This window comes from Oceanobacillus sojae (assembly GCF_900162665.1).
GTDB lineage: Bacteria > Bacillota > Bacilli > Bacillales > Amphibacillaceae > Oceanobacillus > Oceanobacillus sojae_A.
In genome coordinates this window covers 269,359-289,054 of the sequence record NZ_LT727812.1, presented here as the reverse complement: position 1 = coordinate 289,054, position 19,696 = coordinate 269,359, and the positions used below count along the sequence as shown (strand labels likewise).

Here is a 19,696-nt window from a genome sequence, read left to right as displayed (position 1 = left end):
AGGCAATGAATAATGCAGAAAAAGTGCAGAGATCTTCCTATATAGCACTGTTTATACTTTTTTATACTTTCTTTACCAATTAAAAAGGCGTACAATAAGATAGAACTTTGTGGAGATTTAAAAGAAATGGTGGGATGAAATGGACAGTCAGCATGTAGAGTCATGGAAAGGATTGATTTATCCGGCATTAAAAAGTAAACAGGAAGAATTAAAAATGCTGGGTTATGAACAAGCGACTCCAGAAGGCGTATGGCAATGTCTTTGCGTGAAAATTTGGAAGGGTAAAACCGAAAAAAGACTTCATGAAATTGTTCAAGATATTTTTCATTTGAAATCATCTGTTTATTTAAGCTATTTAACGATTCAATCCTATGAAAACGATGATTTAGCAGCTTCAATTGAAGCACTTATTGGAAATTCACCTCAAGTGGATAAATAAAATCCGTCTAAAAGGTTGATATATGAAGGAGGAAGCGCAAACGATGAAAAAAAGAGGCAGAATCGTTGCCTTTTTTCTTGTCATCGCAATTTTGGCAGGAGTAATTGGAACAACGTTTAGCAACTTAGTAAGTAAAGTGAATCTTGGCTTGGACCTGCAGGGCGGTTTTGAAGTCCTCTATGAGGTAGAGCCTGTTGAAGATGGTCAGGAAATTTCAAACAGCTTAATGGAAGGGACGGTCCAGACCCTGAACGACCGGGTTAACCGCCTGGGTATTAGCGAGGCAGTCATTAATATCGAGGGAGATGACCGGATCCGGGTTCAGCTCGCAGGGATCGAAAATCAAGCCGAGGCGAGAGATATGCTGTCAACATCTGCGCAATTGTCTTTCAGAGATGTTGACGATGAAGAGTACCTGGATGGATCAGATATTGTAGAAGGAAGTGCCAAGCAGGATTATAATCCAAATACCAATGCACCGATTGTAACTCTTAAACTAAAAGATGCAGACAAATTTGGTGAGGTAACGCAAGAAATCAGTCAAATGGCCGATAACCGTCTTGTTATTTGGATGGATTTTCAGGAAGACGAGGATTCTTTTGCTGAAGAAGAGACAAAGGAAGAACCTAAATTCATTTCTGCGCCGGCAGTAAGTCAGACGATTAATTCCAGCGATGTGATGATTGAAGGTAATTTTACAGTGGAGTCAGCTCAGCAGATGGCAGATATTATTAATTCCGGTTCACTGCCTGTACATATGAATGAGATTTTCTCTACATCTGTAGGTGCACAATTTGGTGAACAGGCATTAAATGAGACTGTTTATGCAGGAATTATTGGAATTGCTTTAATAATCCTGTACCTGTGTGTATTTTATCGCTTTAGCGGTATCATCGCTTCAATTAATTTAGTTGTCTATGTATTTTTAGTGGTTTTAATTTTTGAATTGCTGAATGGTGTTTTAACATTACCTGGTATAGCCGCTCTAATTTTAGGAGTTGGTATGGCCGTCGATGCAAACGTCATTACCTTTGAGCGTACTAAAGAGGAATTGCGGGTTGGGAAATCGGTAAAAGCAGCCTTTCAATCTGCGAATAAAAGTTCCTTTGTAACTATTTTGGATGCGAACTTAACGACTTTAATTGCAGCCGGAGTGCTGTTTGTATTTGGGACAAGCTCTGTTAAGGGCTTCGCAACCATGTTAATTATCAGTATTTTAATCAGTTTCTTAACAGCGGTATTCGGCTCAAGAGCTCTTTTGGCGCTATGGATTCAGAGCGGCTTTTTGAAAAAAAGAAAAGGCTGGCTTGGCGTCAATAAGAAACAAATTAAGGACATTACTGAAGGAGAAGAATCTGAGCCTGCACTTTTTGGTACACATGTTAATTTCGTAAAGCATCGCAAGAAATTTTTTGCTGTTACAACAATATTGGTGATTATTGGCGCTGTCAGCATGGGAATCTTTAAAATTAATCCGGGAGTTGATTTTACAAGTGGTACCCGGATAGAAGTTGTTGCAGATCAAAGCCTAACGGAAGAAGAAGTGGAATCAGAGTTCGAAACGCTTGGTTATGAAATAAGCTCTGTAAATTTATCTGGTGAAAATAATGAAATAGGCGTTGTCCGTTTTGATACAGTATTGGATGAAGGGGAAGAGCAAAGCCTGAAGCAGCATTTTGAAGAGATATACGGGCATGAACCCGGTGTGAGTGTTGTATCGCCGATTGTTGGGCAGGAGCTTGTTAAAAATGCAGTTTATGCTGTAGCAATAGCATCATTATTTATTGTTGCTTATATAGCAATCCGATTTGAAATTTTCTTTGGTGTAACAGCTATTATCGCCCTTCTGCATGATGTGTTCTTTATGCTGGTGGCATTCAGTATAACGCAAATTGAATTTGATATTACGATTGTGGCTGCCATTTTAACCATTATTGGTTATTCATTAAATAATACACTTGTTATATTCGACCGGGTCAGAGAAAATATTCGCCAGGAAAAACGAGTGAAGTCGTTTAAGAAACTTGCAGAAATTATCAATAAGAGTATTGTTCAATCATTTATACGGACAATGAACACGTCTATTACAACGATAATTGCTGTTGTAGCTTTCTTAGTGCTCGGGGCGTCTTCAATATGGGCCTTCGCTTTTGCACTGTTAATCGGATTAATAGCAGGAACCTATTCTTCTCTCTTCTTAGCTTCACAGATTTGGTTAGTGTGGAGAGGGAGAACAGTGAAGAAAAAACCGGTTGATTTCAGGAAAAAAGAGAAAGTGGATGGACCGCAAGTATAAATGTATTAAGAAGTCTTTGTATAAGGCAGTATGAAAATTGAAAAGAGAACTTTCAACGTGGTAATATATCTAAAAAAGCTTAGCTGCAGAATTTAGTCAACATTACCGGTTTAAACCATTGGAAGTTCTCTTTTTTTTTACTATCATGCTTAGAATAATACTTAATCGGGTAATAAACAGGTAAAAATATTTTTTAATGGAGGAACATTTATGAATGGACAAGTTTATGTCATACTCACTATTATATTTGTAATTATTATCGCCGTTTTTGCTGTTATTAATGTGGATCCTGTAGCAGTAGACTATTTATTTTGGACGGCGGATTCCCCTTTAATCCTGGTTATTCTCTTTTCTGTATTAATGGGAGGTTTAATCACTGCAGCAGTAGGAGCAATTCGGCTTTATAGAGCACATCATGAGATAAAAAAACTTCGTACAGAAAATGAACGCTTGAAAAAAAGAATGGCAGCCCACGGAATTAAAGACGAGCAAGGAGAAGCAGATAATAAAAAAGAATCCAGAAAAGAACTGCGCCAAGATGCTAAACAAGCAAAAAAATTAGATAAAGAATAATCTTTCTTAACAGTTTAACCGATAATTAGAGGAATCTATTTGATGCCCCTGGCCTACTCTTGTATAATAAGTAGGTCAGGGGTGAATTTATGCTATCAAGTAAAGCAAACTGGAAATATATAAATAATCCGCCTGTGGAGGATAGAGATTCGATAGAAATTGCTATGTCGCCTATTGTTAAGGATCTGTTTTTACAAAGAGGAATTACCACAACGGAAGAAGCAAAGCAATTTATGCAGCCGGATTTAAATAACTTAATAGACCCTTTTTTACTGAGTGGAATGACCAAAGCGGTTAATCGAATTAAAGAAGCAGCAGAAAACAAAGAAAAAATTGTTGTATACGGAGATTATGACGCAGATGGTGTCAGCTCTACGGTTGTCCTGCTGCATGCTCTGAAAAAAATTGGTGCAGACTGTGAATACTATATTCCCAATCGTTTTACTGAAGGGTACGGTCCAAACGAAGCAGCATTCAGGCAGCTTCATCAAGCTGGATTCGGATTGATTATTACGGTGGATACAGGTATTGCATCTATTCATGAAGCAGAAGTAGCAAAGGAGCTTGGTATTGATTTAATTATTACCGATCACCATGAACCGCAGGCAGAAATACCGGATTGCTACACAATTATTCATCCGAAATTATCCGAAGACTACTCTTTTAAAGAACTGGCAGGTGTCGGTGTTTCGTTAAAACTGACACAGGCTTTAATCGGGGAGCTTCCCCGGGAAGTGCTTCCTTTTGCAGCTATAGGTACAATTGCGGATCTGGTACCCTTAGTTTCAGAAAATCGGATTTTAGCTGCCTTTGGGTTGAAAGAATTGCAGAAAACCAAATATGTTGGTTTGAAAGCTTTAAAACAGGTATGCCAGTTAGATGAAATCATTACAGAGGAAGATATCGGTTTTCGTATCGGGCCACGGTTAAATGCTGTGGGACGTTTAGGAGATGCAGATTTAGCCGTAGACCTTTTACTGGAGGAAGATCATGAAATCGCATTAGAGATGGCGAATGAATTAAACCATATTAATGAACAGCGAAAGAAGATTGTTCAGGATATTGTAGATGAAGCAATGGAAATGGTTCAGACGGATAAACGGATTATTATTGTAGCAAAAGAAGGCTGGAATGAGGGCGTATTAGGAATCGTAGCTTCAAAACTAGTCCAAAAATATGACCGGCCTGCAATTGTTCTTGCAATAAAACCGAAGCAGGGTATTGTAAAGGGATCAGCCAGAAGTATTCCTGCATTTGACTTATTTGAAGGCTGTATGACTGTCAGAGACCTGTTTACGCATTTTGGGGGACACGCGCAGGCAGCCGGAATGACATTACCTATTGAAAATTTGGATTCTCTGGAGACGGCTTTAAATGATTTACTTTTTCAGAATCTGTCAGAAGATGATTTTAAGCAGGAATTATATATTAATGCTATATTAGGTATTGAAGACATCAATGTATCTTTAATTGAGGAGATAGCAAAGCTTTCTCCGTTTGGGATGGGAAATCCGAAGCCTTTGTATGAGATAAGAGAAGTACCAAAAGAGGTTCGTCAAATTGGAAGCAGAAAAAACCATTTAAAAATGCAATTTGCATCTGCAAATGGTCCGTTGGATATGGTTGGTTTTGGATTTGGTGAGCTGAAGGATGCTATCTCTCCGCATACAAAGATATCTATAGCCGGAGAGCTTTCTGTCAACGAATGGAATGGAAGAAGGAATGCTCAATTAATGATAGAGGATTTAAGAATTACCGAATGGCAGCTATTTGACTTTCGGGGAAAAAAAGCGGAGCAATTAATTCCCGGTAATGTTAACGAAGTCTTTGTCTGTGGTGAGTCCATCCAGCCTGATGAGCATACGGAAACATTTACTTATAAAGAGGCACTTTCTATGGATTTAACGCATTATCATACCATCGGTTTTACAGAATTACCTGAAAGTATGGATGCTATGAAGGAAATTATTAAGCGGATGAATCCGAAAAATATTGTTGTAGCATTACGCCGGACAACAAATCAATATCCCTTTCAGTTTCCTTCCCGAAAGGAATTTATAGATTATTACAGCTTAATTAAACAGCATCAGCAGTTTCGGGTTGCGGAAATGCAGAAAGCTATTGAACAGCATCGGGGCTGGAATGAAGCTAAAATGAAATTTATGTCAGATGTTTTTACAGATTTGGGATTTGCAACGATGAAGGATGGGTGGCTGCGCTACGAAGCTGCACAGAATAAAAAGGATTTATCAGAATCAGCTGTTTACCAAACCTGCTTCAAACAAAAAGAAGCAGAAAGTATACTTATTTATTCTAATTACCAGGATTTAAAAAAATGGTTTGAACCCTATCTGGACACACCAGTGAATTTAAAGGAGGAAGCAGTACATGGATTATAAAGAGTACATTGAGATTGTAGAAAATTGGCCGAAGGAAGGGGTGCGTTTTAAGGATATTACGCCATTGATGGCTAATGGACCGGCTTATAAAGCAGCTGTTGATGAAATTGTAGAATACGCTAAAGAGAAGGAAATTGATATCGTTGTAGGTCCTGAAGCGAGAGGATTTATTGTCGGCTGTCCTGTTTCTTATGCACTAGAAATCGGTTTTGCACCTGTACGTAAAGAAGGAAAACTGCCCCGCGAAGTGATCAAAGTAGATTATGGATTGGAGTATGGGCAAAATGTACTGACCATTCATAAGGATGCTATTAAACCTGGACAGCGTGTTCTGATTACGGACGATCTTTTAGCGACAGGCGGTACGATTGAAGCAACAATTAATTTAGTTGAACAGCTTGGAGGAATCGTTGTAGGATGTGCTTTCTTAGTGGAGTTAAGCTATCTGGATGGGAAGGATAAGCTGGAAGGCTACGATGTTCTTACAATTATGACCTATTAAGAGACAGAGAAGAGTCAAACAGAGATAAAAACTGTGTTGACTCTTTTTATATATTACTCAACTTTCTCACCTGAGAATAAGCATGTTCTACATTATCCTGCTTGCATGTTGTTAAATCATCTTGAAAAGCAGATTGAGTATAGCGCCGCTCCGACCAACCACTACGCTTTCCATGGGGACGGCTTCAGCTAACTTGAAAAGAAACCCGCTTTTCAAGTGGATCTTCAAGCTCGCCCTGTTCCCATAGGAGTCTCCGTGGTTGGTCTGCGCTCAGTTAGGTTTCTTCAGTAAATGAAAGAAATTATATCCTAATGGAGTTGGATGAAATAATCGCTTTTTGCTTAATGAAAAGATTATTTTAGTGTTTCAATGGCTGATTTGGCAATTTTAATTAAGATTATAGGGTAGTAAATATCGGGAATAGCTTTGATGAACAGAAAGTAATTGTGACAAAATATTTTACCATGAACCAGAAAAAATGTTTTGTCTGGTCTAACTTCTATTTAGTCAGCTGTTTCAACCTGTATAGAACATCCTGCTAGCGGAGGCGGACCGTTTTGACTCCTGTGAGGAAAGCGGAAAGCGTCGTTTAAAAACGTANAACCGCCATAAGATAGGAGTTAACCCAAAATAATTTATTTTGAAGCGAAAATACCATTTTTATATTTGCCAGTTTTCCCTGCTGATTCTCGTCGGCTGCTGTGTGCTGTGCACCAAAAGCAATCTGTTTTCCCATGGTTTCTTCTTCCTTCACATGGCTGCCAAACGCACTTTTTTTCTCATTTCCCGCCCCCGGCTTGACCGGCTGCTGATTTACTTCCGTATTATCTTCCTCCAGCTCGCTGCCAACTCCAAAAAGCTTCTTTTTGTCACTCACAATCCTCACCTGCTTCACTTAAAATTCATATCAAAAATTTTTAAAGAGCTGGACAATAAAGCCCCAGCTATTATTTTATTTCTCCAAATATCTGCTTATGTACTTTCCAATATGCAACACTGAAGCATAACAAACTTATACTCTTTTCGACTTTTAAAAACATTCTTTTTATTTCCATATTTGTATGCTATATTAGCATAATTATTTATATAAGTGAACGGAGATACTTTTAAAATTGCTTGATCTTTGAAACACTGGTGTTCTTGCCAAGGAGATGAAACTAATTCTAGCGAGGATTTTTAATGGAATGAGTAATCGTGACAGAATATTATGAACCAGGAAAAACGTTTTATCTGATCTAACTTCTATTTAGTCAGCTGTTTCAACTTGTATAGAGTACTCCTTCTAGCGGAGGCGGACCGTTTTGACTCCTGTGAGGAAAGCGGAAAGCGTCGTTTAAAAACGTAACAACTGGACCGAAGCAACTGAGATAAAGGAATCACCGTGAGTTTACGAACGGATGATGACTTATCGTAGGGCGCTCTCGGGAAGTTGTCTAGTTTTTGACGCTTGCAGCTGGACAGGGAATAGCATCATCTGAAGATCCACTTTTGCCAAGTGCTCTTCTTGGCAAAAGTTAGCTGAAGAGCATGTCCCTAGGCAGGCTAAGGTCGCAACGTCCTGGGGTTGCGATTACTCACCCCATCGAAAAGAGTTGTTGCAACGCCTGCATTAGTACGTCCTGTACGTCGAAAGCAAAACGGTCCGCCGCAGCGGTGGCCTTACACGTCACCTTCTTTCTAAATAGAGTTTTTGCTTTGTCAAGAGCTAGATGAAAGGAACGATCAACACCTGTCAATATGATAAGCAAGTTATTTTTAATCTGCTTATATTAGGTTTTAGTTGGACAGGAATATAAAAAAAGTCTTATAATAGTAATTATTATCGAATAATGTTTTTAAATCCGCGAAATTTAAAAGATTTTTAATGAAAGAAATGGCTTCAAGCATTCAGACACTTGTTGCTATTTTTATTTTTACATCAGAGAAGGATTAATTTTTAATAAAATAATTTATTCAATATTGAAAGTAAATAAAGGTGATTACATGGCAAAAGATGAAAATGTCAGCATTACAGATATTATAGAAAAAGTAAAAGAATATTTATCTGATGAAGATGTTGCTTTAATTGAACGCGCTTATGAATTTGCGAAAGAGGCTCATAAAGATCAATTTCGTAAATCTGGCGAACCGTATATTATTCATCCCGTACAGGTTGCAGGTATTCTGGCTGAATTATTAATGGATGCAGAAACAATTTCAGCCGGGTTTCTTCATGATGTCATAGAGGATACCGAGGTAACCTTTGAACAGATTGAAGAAGAATTCAATCATGAAATAGCTGCACTTGTAGATGGTGTTACGAAGCTTGGTAAAATCCGTTATGAAACAAAAGAGGCCCAGCAGGCAGAGAACCACCGTAAAATGTTTGTAGCAATGGCAAGAGATATCCGTGTCATTATGATTAAACTTGCTGACAGATTGCATAATATGAGAACGTTAAAGCATTTACCGCCAGAAAAGCAGCGGCGTATTTCAAATGAAACGCTGGAAATTTTTGCGCCGCTTGCTCATCGATTGGGAATTTCAACGATAAAATGGGAACTGGAGGATACAGCTTTACGCTATCTTAATCCACAGCAATACTATCGTATTGTTCAATTGATGAAGCAGAAAAGGGAAGAAAGAGAGTCTTACATTCAGGAAGTTATTGACGATCTTTCCCAGGAATTTGAGGCGGTAAATATAAAGGCAGAGATGTCCGGCCGGCCAAAGCATTTGTACAGTATCTATCAGAAAATGGTCAATCAGAAAAAGCAATTTAATGAGATATATGATCTTCTTGCAGTCCGGATTCTAGTGGATAATATTAAAGACTGTTATGCTGTTTTAGGTATTATCCATACGAATTGGAAGCCGATGCCCGGAAGGTTTAAGGATTACATTGCTATGCCGAAGCAAAATTTGTATCAGTCTCTGCATACAACCGTTATCGGTCCAAAAGGCGATCCGTTAGAGGTGCAGATCCGCACGAAGGAAATGCATGATATTGCAGAGTATGGGATTGCTGCACACTGGGCCTATAAAGAAGGAAAGCAGGCAAAAGGTAAGAGCTCCTTTGAAGAAAAATTGTCATGGTTCCGGGAAATTTTGGAGTGGCAAAGTGAAACGCATGACGCGGAAGAATTTATGGAGTCATTGAAGATTGATTTGTTTTCTGATATGGTCTATGTTTTCACACCAAAAGGAGAAGTTATTGAGCTGCCTGCAGGTTCCATTCCAATTGATTTTGCTTACAAGATTCATACGGAAATCGGCAATAAGACCATTGGGGCGAAAATTAACGGTAAGATGGAGCCGTTAGACTATGAATTGCAAAACGGAGATATTGTTGATGTGATGACGTCGAAGCATTCCTACGGACCGTCTCAGGATTGGCTGAAAATGGTGCAGACCTCACAGGCAAAGAGCAAAATAAAACAGTTTTTCAAGAAGCAGCAGCGTGATGAGAATATTGTCAAAGGAAAGGAAGCTGTTGAAAGAGAAATTCGTACCTTTGATATCGATCCCAAGGCAGCATTAACTCCAGATAATTTGCAGCGTGTATTTGATAAGTTTAATTTTATGAGCGAAGATGATATGTATGCTGCTGTGGGTTATCAAGGGATTACCGCAGCTCTTATAGCTACCAGATTAACGGAGAAAATCCGGCAATCAAGAGAAGCAGATCAGGATTTAGAAAAGAAGATAGAAGAAGTAAAAACGGATAAAGCAAAACCGTCCTCCAAGAAAGATTCAGGAATCGAAGTGGCGGGAGTTAACAATTTGCTTGTCCGTATAGCAAAATGCTGTAATCCTGTACCAGGTGATGAAATTTTAGGCTATATTACCAAAGGCAGAGGAGTATCTGTTCACCGTGCCGATTGTCCAAACGTACAGACAGAGGAAGCGAAGCAGCGCTATATAGATGTGAAGTGGAAAAATCAGTATGCAGAGAAAAAGCAGTATCATGTTGATTTGGAAATCACAGGTTATGATCGCCGTGGTCTGCTCAATGAGGTATTACAGGCTGTCAACGAAACAAAAACGAATATTACGCATGTTAATGGCAGATCTGACCGGAATAAAATGGCTATTATTCAATTGACAATTTTAATTCATAATACGAATCATTTACGTAAAGTAGTGGATCGAATAAAGCAGATTCGGGAAGTATACACCGTTACCAGAACTGTGCAATAAGGAGCGTTTGTTTTATGAAAGTAGTATTACAGCGGGTAAAGGAAGCTTCTGTAACCGTCCGGGAAGAAAAAATCAGTGAAATTAAAAAAGGATTCCTTTTACTTGTCGGTGTTACACACGAGGATACAGATAAGGATTTGAAATATCTCGTAAATAAGATTGTCCATTTGCGGATTTTTGAAGATGAAAACAACAAAATGAATCTTTCTATTAAAGATGTGGAAGGAAGCATTTTATCAGTATCACAGTTTACTTTATATGGGGATACTAAAAAAGGCAGACGTCCAAGCTTTATAAAAGCAGCGAAACCTGACGAAGCAGAAGCTTTATATAATGCTTTTAATAAAGCGCTGCGCACAGAAGGAATAGTGACAGAAACTGGAGAATTCGGTGCAATGATGGATGTCGCACTGATAAATGATGGACCGGTCACACTGATTATTGACAGTAAAGACAGGTAAAGGAAGGGACGAGAATAAGGTCAGGGTTTTGTGGAGATGCTATAAAAACTTAAATAGATTTAAAAAAGACACTTAAAGGAGAATTTAAGTTATGCATCGGGAGATAAAGCAGCACAAAGCCAATCATTACCCTGAAATGATGATGGTTGATTTTCATCATTTTCTACAAATGGAAAAGTCTTCAACCTATTTAGAAATAGCGACAGAGCTTGGAATTTCTATACAGGAAGTGAAGCAATTGAAAAAAAGCTTAAGTCGTTCTTGACAATGAACGAAACTCACCTTATTATTATAATCATTCCACTTCTATAAGATGTGGCAGCTTCTACGTTTCCTGCGAATGTTTTCTGTGTGACGGGTAAGCCCAGTCCCGGGACATGAGCAGTATAAAGTAGAAGTTTCTTAAAATTAAATGAATGAAACCGTTGAAAGAAAAAGTAATATAGGAACAGGTAGTAAGAGAGTAGCTGTCATTGGCTGAAAGCAGCTATCTATCCGGCTTATATGAAAGACATTCTGGAGGATTTATATCGAAATAGATTGAGTAGATATAAACGTGTTGCAGGCGTTAACTGATAAAGGTGGGTATCTTTTGGTATCAACTAGGGTGGCAACGCGGGAAAATCCCGTCCCTTATTCTTGAATAAGGGACGGGATTTTTGTGTTGTAAAAGAACCTGAAGCGTCTAACCAGAAAGGTACCTGTATCATTTTCTGCTGATCAGAAAAAGAAGTTCGTCAGTTATTTTGTATATTAGTGAAGGAGGAAATAAAATGGCTATGAAGGCTCCAAGAGGAACAATGGATATTTTGCCGGAGGATACGGCAAAATGGCAGTATGTAGAAAATCAGATCAAAGAAATTTGTAATGCCTACTACTATCATGAAATACGTACACCAATCTTCGAGCACACAGAAGTATTTCAACGCGGTGTCGGGGACTCTACAGATATTGTACAAAAAGAAATGTATACTTTTGAGGACCGCGGAGGCAGAAGTCTGACACTTCGTCCAGAAGGAACCGCTGCTGTAGCCCGTGCATTCGTTGAAAATAAATTATACGGCAGTCCCAATTTACCGGAAAAACTATATTACTTTGGCTCAATGTTCCGGTATGAGCGTCCCCAAAAAGGGAGAATGCGCCAATTAAATCAATTCGGTGTGGAAGCAATGGGAAGCGAGGATCCGGCAATTGATGCAGAAGTAATTGATCTTGCCATGCAAATTTACCATAGATTAGGATTGAAATCTCTGAAGCTGGTGATTAACTCATTAGGTGATAAGGAAAGCCGAAAAGCACACCGTGACGCACTAGTAACGCATTTTGACCCATACCGTGAGGAGCTTTGCTCAGATTGCCAAGCGCGGCTGGATAAAAATCCGTTACGTGTGCTGGATTGTAAAAAAGATCGTGATCATCCAGCGATGAAAACCGCACCGTCCATCTTAGATTATCTGAATGAAAAGTCACAAGCTTATTTTGAACAGGTAAAGGCATATTTAGATGCGATGGAAATTTCTTATACCGTGGATCCTAATCTAGTCCGTGGCTTAGATTACTATAATCATACGGCATTTGAAATTATGAGTGAAGCAGACGGCTTCGGTGCCATTACGACATTAGCCGGCGGCGGCAGATATGATGGGTTAATTACTGAATTCGGCGGTCCCGATACTCCGGGAATTGGATTTGGAATGGGTCTGGAACGCTTGTTAATGGCTCTTCAAGTAGAAAATATTGATATACCGGTTGATACCAAACTGGATTGTTTTGTGGCAGGCTTTGGTTCTGAAAAAGTACGAACAGAGACTGTAAAGCTTGTTCATCAGTTGCGAGAGTCTGGTATGCAGACAGATACTGATTACCAGCACCGTAAAATGAAGGGTCAGCTTAAGGCGGCAGACCGTTTAAAAGCAAAATTTGTTATCTTTTTAGGCGATGATGAGCTTGCGAAACAAGTGGTGACCATTAAAAATATGGAAACTGGAGATCAAAAAGAGATTTCCATTGACCATCTAGTTTCTGAAATTAAAGAGTTGTTATTGGAGGAGAGTTAAAAAATGATAGAGCGTGTTTTATCAGGACACTTAACTGAAAATGAAATTGAAAAGGAAGTCAGACTAAAAGGCTGGGTCCAAAAACGTAGAGATCTTGGCGGACTGATTTTTATTGATTTACGTGATAAGTCTGGAATTATGCAAATTGTGTTTAATCCGGATTATTCACAGGAAGCACTGGAAACAGCGGAGAGTATTCGTTCTGAATATGTGATTGATGTAGTCGGCAAGCTTGTTTTACGTGATGAAGCAACCATCAATCCTTCCATTTCGACTGGTACATTGGAAGTACTGGCCAGCTCCATTAAAGTATTGAATAAAGCAAAAAATCCGCCATTTATGATTCAGGATGATGTAAATATTTCAGAGGATATCCGATTAAAATATCGCTATTTAGATTTACGCCGCCCAGGCTTGCAGGAAACATTTAAATTGCGCCATCAAACTACTCAGAGTATCCGTAATTATTTAAATAAAAATGAGTTCTTAGAAATGGAAACACCTATTTTAACAAAGAGCACACCGGAAGGAGCACGGGATTATCTTGTGCCGAGCCGTGTTCATCCTGGTGAATTCTATGCTTTACCGCAATCTCCTCAGTTATTTAAACAATTAATTATGATGAGCGGATTTGAACGTTATTATCAAATTGCCCGCTGCTTCCGTGATGAAGATTTACGGGCAGACCGTCAGCCGGAATTTACACAAGTCGATATTGAGACATCCTTTCTAACAAGTGACGAAATTATGACAATGACAGAAGAGATGATGAAAGAGGTAGTTAAAGAGGTTAAAGAAGTCGATATTACTTTACCTTTACAAAGAATGCCTTATGACGAGGCCATGGACCGCTTTGGTTCTGATAAACCGGATACCCGTTTTGGATTAGAATTGATTCATGTATCAGACATTGTGGCTGATTCTGGGTTTAAAGTATTTAAGCAGGCGGTAGCGAATGGCGGAAAAGTTGCATTATTAAATGTAGAAGGTGCTGCCGGCAGCTATTCCAGAAAAGATATTGATAAATTAACAGAGTTTGTCAATGTCTACGGCGCAAAAGGTTTAGCCTGGTTAAAAGTAGAGGAAGAAGAAGTGAAAGGCCCAATCAGCAAATTCTTATCTGATGAGGAAAAAGCAGCTATCAAGGATAAAGCAAAAGCAAACAGTGGAGACCTGCTATTATTTGTAGCTGATAAATCGTCCGTTGTTTACGATAGTTTAGGAGCCCTGCGCTTGAAGCTGGGCAAAGATTTAGGGTTGATTGACGAAGAAGCATTTCATTTCTTGTGGGTAACAGATTGGCCGTTATTTGAATATGATGAGGAGCTGGGCCGTTATTTTGCAGCGCATCATCCGTTTACATCACCAATTGAAGCAGACAAGGAAAAATTGTTAACAGATCCGATGAACGTCCGTGCAAATGCATATGACTTAGTATTAAATGGTTACGAGCTCGGCGGCGGATCTATCCGTATCCATCAGACTGAGCTTCAGAATAAGATGTTCCAAGCATTAGGATTTACAGAAGTAGAAGCTAGAGAGCAATTCGGATTCTTATTGGATGCCTTAGAATATGGAGCACCGCCTCATGGAGGAGTCGCACTTGGCTTAGACCGTATTATTATGCTTCTGGCAGGCCGTTCTAATCTTCGTGATACCATTCTTTTCCCTAAAACAGCATCTGCTTCTGACCTGATGACAGAAGCTCCAAGTGAAGTGAGCGGGGACCAGCTGCAAGAATTGTCCATTTCATTAGCAACAAGAAATGATAATAAAGAATAATAGAGAATATGCACGATATTTCTGCATATCGTGCATATCATTTGTGAAATAAAAGCAAACAAAAGCTCAATGAGCTTGTGTTTATTTGCTATTTCATATAAAATAAAAAAACCTTCTGGTTGAGGAATCGGTTGAAAAAATTAAAGGAGATGAATGTTAGGAGCCATGGAAAATAAATTACAGCATCATAATCGAACAGCAAAAGAGTATGTACAGGGAGTCTATGAGGAACTAAAGAATAGAAATAGTCATGAGACAGAATTTTTGCAAGCAGTTGAAGAAATTGTCGAATCTCTGGAAGTTGTTTTTGAGAAACATCCTAAATATATGGAATTAGGCATTCTAGAGAGAATTATAGAACCAGAGCGCTTGATTGCTTTCCGTGTTCCTTGGGTCGATGATGAAGGACATGTTCAAGTAAATCGCGGTTATCGTGTTCAATTCAGCAGTGCAATTGGACCATATAAAGGCGGACTTCGTTTTCATCCAACGGTAAATGCAAGTATTATTAAATTTTTAGGCTTTGAACAAATCTTTAAAAACTCTTTAACCGGTCAACCTATTGGTGGAGGAAAAGGCGGATCTGATTTTGACCCGAAAGGAAAATCAGATTTAGAAATTATGAGATTTTGCCAAAGTTTTATGTCAGAATTATCTAGATATATTGGACCGGATACGGATGTACCGGCAGGAGATATTGGTGTCGGCGGAAGAGAAATCGGCTACCTTTACGGTCAATATAAGAAAATCAAAGGTACTGTAGAACCCGGCGTTTTAACAGGTAAAGGCTTAGGTTTTGGCGGCAGTCTGGCGCGTAAAGAAGCAACTGGCTATGGTACGGTTTATTTTGTACAGGAAATGCTTAAAGATAATGAACAGGATTTCTCTGGAAAAACAGTTGTTGTGTCCGGATCAGGAAACGTATCGATTTACGCAATGGAAAAAGCAGCTGAATTTGGTGCCAAAGTAATTGCCTGCAGCGATTCCAATGGATATGTCTATGATAAGAATGGTATTGACGTTGAACTTGTGAAGCAGATTAAAGAAGTAGATAGAGAGCGTATTAACGTATACTTAGAAACCCATCCAAACGCAGAATACGTTGATGGCGGATCAGTTTGGGAGATTCCATGTGAGATTGCTCTGCCTTGTGCTACGCAAAATGAAATTGACGAAGCAACAGCAAAAACTTTAATTGAAAATGGTGTTATTGCGGTAGGAGAAGGTGCTAATATGCCATCATCGTTGCAAGCAATTAACCAATTCCTGGAGAATAATGTTTTGTTTGCTCCGGCGAAAGCAGCAAACGCTGGCGGTGTAGCAGTATCCGCTTTAGAAATGGCACAAAACAGCAGCCGTATTGCCTGGAGTTTTGAAGAAGTTGATGAAAAATTGCAAGAAATTATGCGTAACATTTATCAAAATAGTGTTCAGGCAGCAAATGAGTATGGTAAAGAGGGTAACCTTGTTGCAGGATCAAATATTGCAGGTTTCTTGAAAGTTGCAGATGCTATGGTAGAACAAGGGATTATTTAACCAACAGCTCTAAACGGATTTATTCTTTTTTAATAAATATATTATTTGTACTTTGAATAAATTTATGCTACGATAATAAAAAATAAATCATTACAATCCTGATGTGTTCGTTTGCGATTGGTATTTTGACCGAACACCTATAAGTTAGGGAGTCCGACAGGTCTTTAAAGTGCGTGCATGCCCAATAAAGGGAAGCATAATACCTTTAAAGCAGGACACCCACCTGCCAAAAGCGGGATCAAAACTTTATTGTCAGACGGCACTATCGGGATTACGAAAAAATACTGCACAGTTTTGTGCAGTATTTTTTTTCGTGATTGATATACATCGACGGTTATAAGGACAATATAGGCTTCTGATTTTAACCTAATTCGAGCCTTGTGCCAGCTGTTCCAGGTTTCCATTCTTATCCATACGGAATGATGGAGAGCTGATCAGGTTTGTATCCTCAAAAACTGTCATCTTGCGGGCGCGGTCCATAATTTGAATAAAGGTTTGATAATCTTCTTTCATCGCATGCAGCTGCTGCTCTGTATCTGCTAAATTTTTTTGTAATTCTTCCACTTTTGTATGCAAGGATTTATTCTCACTCTCTAACGATTGCATAGAAGATTTTGATTGATTGGAAGTATACAATTCTTGCTTTAGTGATTTTAAATACTTGATTACTGTGTCTAAATTAAATGCTGCAGCTGGTTCAGGATACGTCTGTGCTGTTGGCTGGTCTGCCGTTTCGTGAGACGGAATTGTCTCTGAAGTACCGGTTTGAACAGGTTTTGGAAGAGCTTGAACCGTTTTGTTTAAAGCTCTTTTTCTCTCTTTTCGTTGTCTTTTAGCCAAATCAATTGCATTTTCATATTTATTACGCACTTCAGCATTCCATCTGAAACCGCAGGCGGCTGAAGTCCGATTTAAATGATCTCCTACTTCTTCAAAAGCATTTAACTGTGTGCTTCCCTCACGAATATGTCTCAAGACAGTTTCTGCCAGTAATAGATCATCTTCATGAGACCAAGCATCTTGCCTTACTTTTACCATGTCATTCACTCCTCGTTATTAAGAAAATACTTAGAAAATCTGCGCGCGCTTTTATTTTAACGAATGGGCAGTTTTCTTATATTACACACGTTAAAAAATTATACTTTCCTAACGTGCTAGAAAGATTATAGTAATCTCTATTCTTTCCAGAGGAGTTTAAAAATATACATTTCTTTATAATTATTAATTTTACGAATGGAGTTCTTATTTTTTTTCCTTATTAATCCGTTCATATACTTGTTTTAAAGCATTTTCAAATTTTCCTGTTTCTTTCGGTGTGTAGTAATTTCGATTTTTGATAGTGTCCGGCAAATATTGCTGTTTTACCCAAGCTCCTGGATAATTATGAGGGTATTTATAATCTATTCCTCTGCCAAGCTTATTTGCTCCTGAGTAATGGGAATCCTTTAAGTGAGCGGGAATATCGCCGCTTTTTCCTTTGCGAATATCCTCCAAAGCCGCGTCCAGTGCCTTATAGGCTGTATTTGATTTTGGAGAAAGAGCCAATTCTACGACAACATCGGCTAATGGAATACGTGCTTCAGGAAAACCAATCCGTTCAGCAGCCTGCACAGCTGCGACAGCCCGCGGTCCTGCTTGCGGATTTGCCAGACCAATATCTTCATATGCAATAACAATCAATCTCCTGGCAATACTGTCTAAATCACCAGCTTCTATCAGCCGTCCCAAATAATGCAGGGCAGCATTCACATCACTGCCGCGAATAGATTTTTGAAAAGCACTCAATACATCGTAATGAGCATCCCCGTCTTTATCATGGGAAAAGCTTTTTTTCTGCATACATTCTTCGGCAATCTCCAGTGTTATCTCAATTTGGCCATCAGCATTCGGCGGAGTAGAACTGACTGCGAGTTCTAAGCCGTTTAATGCGGAACGCAGATCACCATTAGCTGAAATGGCTAAATGTTCCATGGCATCCGGACTGATCTGGATATTTTTATCCCCGTACCCATTCGTTGTATCCTGAATAGCACGTTGTAATGCTGTTTTAACATTTTCGAGAGTTAAGCCGTGCAGCTCAAACAGATGACAGCGGCTTCTTATTGCCGGGTTAATGGAGTGATAGGGATTGCTTGTTGTACATCCGATTAAAGTCAATAAATTATTTTCCAAATGCGGCAGTAAGAAATCCTGCTTTGCTTTATCCAGACGATGAACTTCATCTAAGATAAGAACAGTTTGTCCTTGCATTTTTGCCTGCTCAACTACAATTTCCATATCCTTTTTCTTATCTGTAACCGCATTTAATGTTTTGGATGGCAGTCCAATGGTTTCTGCCAATGCAAAGGCCATGGATGTTTTCCCGGTACCGGGAGGGCCAAACAAGATCATAGAAGAAAGCTGATTGGCTTTAATCATCCGGTCAATTATTTTTCCTTGACCTGCAAGGTGTTCTTGTCCTATAATATCATCTATGTTTTTTGGACGCATTCGATATGCGAGCGGTTGTTTATACATCAAATAACTTCCCTCATCTTCTTAGTATTCTATTAGCTTAAAGCGAATATAGAAGAAATGCAAGAGGTTAGCAGTCATGCTATAATAGGTGTAGCCCTATAAATCAGAGTCAACATCAGAATCTATAAGTGACAAACAACATTGAATTTGTTATTAGCAACCGCTACGACAGGTTATGGCGGGGTGAGTAACCGCAACCCCGGAAAAACACTGCGCTAGTTAAGTGTCATTATCATACGTATTCATATATTCCACCCATAGATTTTGGTGAAAAACCATCTATATAAATAATCAAATTTGTATAGAGGAAATGAAAGACTGTTCTTTTTCTGTGTATGAGTTATATAATTACCAGACTGTAACCAATATGGCGGTTTACGGCAGGTGAGTATTCTAAGGCTATAGAAAATAATCCGCCAGTTACAAGGAAATTCCTATAATTTCACTTATGGAGTACAATATATAGATTAAATAATATATAAATGGCAGATGATAGTTTAAAAAATTGAGGTGTGTATAATGAAGATTTCAACAAAAGGAAGATATGGACTGACAATAATGATAGACTTGGCAAAAAATGAAGGAAACGGTCCAATTTCACTAAAAGTTATTGCAAAGGATAATGATTTATCAGAGCACTATTTAGAACAGCTGGCTTCCCCATTAAGAAATGCCGGTCTGATCAAAAGTATACGCGGGGCATATGGTGGATACCAGCTTGCGAAAAAACCTGATGAAATTACAGCAGGTGATGTTATCCGTGTGCTGGAAGGACCTTTGACAATTGTGGAGGGTATGGAAAATGAAAAGCCGGCCCAGGCATCTTTATGGATGCAAATCAGGGATGCAGTAAAAGATGTATTAGAAAAAACAACCTTGGAAGATTTAGCAAATTATGACGAGGGTGATAACGGCCCGCGCGAGGCATATATGTTTTATATTTAATGGGAAGAAA

The 19,696-nt window shown here is 38.8% G+C and carries 14 protein-coding genes, 1 other RNA gene and 1 other annotated feature; of the genes, 13 read left to right on the top strand and 2 right to left on the bottom strand.

The genetic code is table 11. The features are described 5' to 3' along the window. The first annotated feature begins 139 nt into the window (after positions 1 to 139). The 12 genes from BN1068_RS12300 (at position 140) to ssrS (ending at position 16,500) form a co-directional block, all read left to right on the top strand. Positions 140 to 439 (top strand): post-transcriptional regulator, encoded by a 300-nt coding sequence (locus BN1068_RS12300; protein ID WP_077603149.1) that lies wholly within the window; start codon positions 140 to 142, stop codon positions 437 to 439. A gap of 43 nt (positions 440 to 482) precedes the next feature. Continuing rightward, positions 483 to 2,735, top strand: coding sequence for a protein translocase subunit SecDF (gene secDF, locus BN1068_RS12295; protein WP_077603148.1), 2,253 nt, complete (start codon positions 483 to 485; stop codon positions 2,733 to 2,735). Positions 2,736 to 2,945: 210 nt separating this feature from the next. After that, positions 2,946 to 3,308 carry a LapA family protein gene (locus BN1068_RS12290; RefSeq protein ID WP_077603147.1) on the top strand — a complete coding sequence of 121 codons (363 nt, stop codon included), beginning with the start codon at positions 2,946 to 2,948 and terminating at the stop codon, positions 3,306 to 3,308. Between the two features lie 89 nt (positions 3,309 to 3,397). Continuing rightward, positions 3,398 to 5,707, top strand: a complete 2,310-nt coding sequence (gene recJ, locus BN1068_RS12285; RefSeq protein ID WP_077603146.1) for a single-stranded-DNA-specific exonuclease RecJ — start codon at positions 3,398 to 3,400, stop codon at positions 5,705 to 5,707. After that, the gene (locus tag BN1068_RS12280; protein WP_077603145.1) at positions 5,697 to 6,209 is read left to right on the top strand and encodes an adenine phosphoribosyltransferase; all 513 of its coding nucleotides are present in this window, start codon (positions 5,697 to 5,699) and stop codon (positions 6,207 to 6,209) included. Before recJ ends, BN1068_RS12280 begins: the two co-directional genes overlap by 11 nt. Before the next feature lie 1,983 nt (positions 6,210 to 8,192). Further along, positions 8,193 to 10,388 carry a RelA/SpoT family protein gene (locus tag BN1068_RS12270; RefSeq protein ID WP_077603143.1) on the top strand — a complete coding sequence of 732 codons (2,196 nt, stop codon included), beginning with the start codon at positions 8,193 to 8,195 and terminating at the stop codon, positions 10,386 to 10,388. 14 nt (positions 10,389 to 10,402) lie between these two features. Then, positions 10,403 to 10,849, top strand: a complete 447-nt coding sequence (gene dtd / locus BN1068_RS12265; RefSeq protein WP_077603142.1) for a D-aminoacyl-tRNA deacylase — start codon at positions 10,403 to 10,405, stop codon at positions 10,847 to 10,849. Positions 10,850 to 10,940: 91 nt separating this feature from the next. Continuing rightward, positions 10,941 to 11,114, top strand: a complete 174-nt coding sequence (locus BN1068_RS23645; RefSeq protein WP_175637141.1) for a hypothetical protein — start codon at positions 10,941 to 10,943, stop codon at positions 11,112 to 11,114. A gap of 151 nt (positions 11,115 to 11,265) precedes the next feature. Further along, positions 11,266 to 11,486: a binding site (T-box leader), on the top strand. A 136-nt stretch (positions 11,487 to 11,622) separates the two neighbouring features. After that, on the top strand, positions 11,623 to 12,906 hold the full coding sequence (gene hisS, locus BN1068_RS12260) for a histidine--tRNA ligase (RefSeq protein ID WP_077603141.1): 1,284 nt from the start codon (positions 11,623 to 11,625) through the stop codon (positions 12,904 to 12,906). A gap of 3 nt (positions 12,907 to 12,909) precedes the next feature. Then, positions 12,910 to 14,688, top strand: coding sequence for an aspartate--tRNA ligase (gene aspS / locus BN1068_RS12255; protein WP_077603140.1), 1,779 nt, complete (start codon positions 12,910 to 12,912; stop codon positions 14,686 to 14,688). Positions 14,689 to 14,853: 165 nt separating this feature from the next. After that, positions 14,854 to 16,224, top strand: coding sequence for an NADP-specific glutamate dehydrogenase (gene gdhA, locus BN1068_RS12250; protein ID WP_139344826.1), 1,371 nt, complete (start codon positions 14,854 to 14,856; stop codon positions 16,222 to 16,224). Positions 16,225 to 16,316: 92 nt separating this feature from the next. Then, positions 16,317 to 16,500, top strand: a non-coding RNA gene (gene ssrS, locus BN1068_RS12245) — 6S RNA. 90 nt (positions 16,501 to 16,590) lie between these two features. Here the strand turns inward: ssrS and BN1068_RS12240 are convergent. Together BN1068_RS12240 and BN1068_RS12235 are read right to left on the bottom strand one after the other, a co-directional pair. Beyond that, positions 16,591 to 17,262, bottom strand: coding sequence for an RsfA family transcriptional regulator (locus BN1068_RS12240; RefSeq protein WP_077603138.1), 672 nt, complete (start codon positions 17,260 to 17,262; stop codon positions 16,591 to 16,593). Positions 17,263 to 17,466: 204 nt separating this feature from the next. Further along, the gene (locus BN1068_RS12235) at positions 17,467 to 18,741 is read right to left on the bottom strand and encodes a replication-associated recombination protein A (protein WP_077603137.1); all 1,275 of its coding nucleotides are present in this window, start codon (positions 18,739 to 18,741) and stop codon (positions 17,467 to 17,469) included. Positions 18,742 to 19,260: 519 nt separating this feature from the next. Between BN1068_RS12235 and cymR the strand changes: the two genes are divergently transcribed. Continuing rightward, entirely contained in the window at positions 19,261 to 19,686 is a 426-nt protein-coding gene (gene cymR, locus BN1068_RS12230) for a cysteine metabolism transcriptional regulator CymR (protein ID WP_077603136.1), read from the top strand. The last annotated feature ends 10 nt before the right edge of the window (positions 19,687 to 19,696 follow it).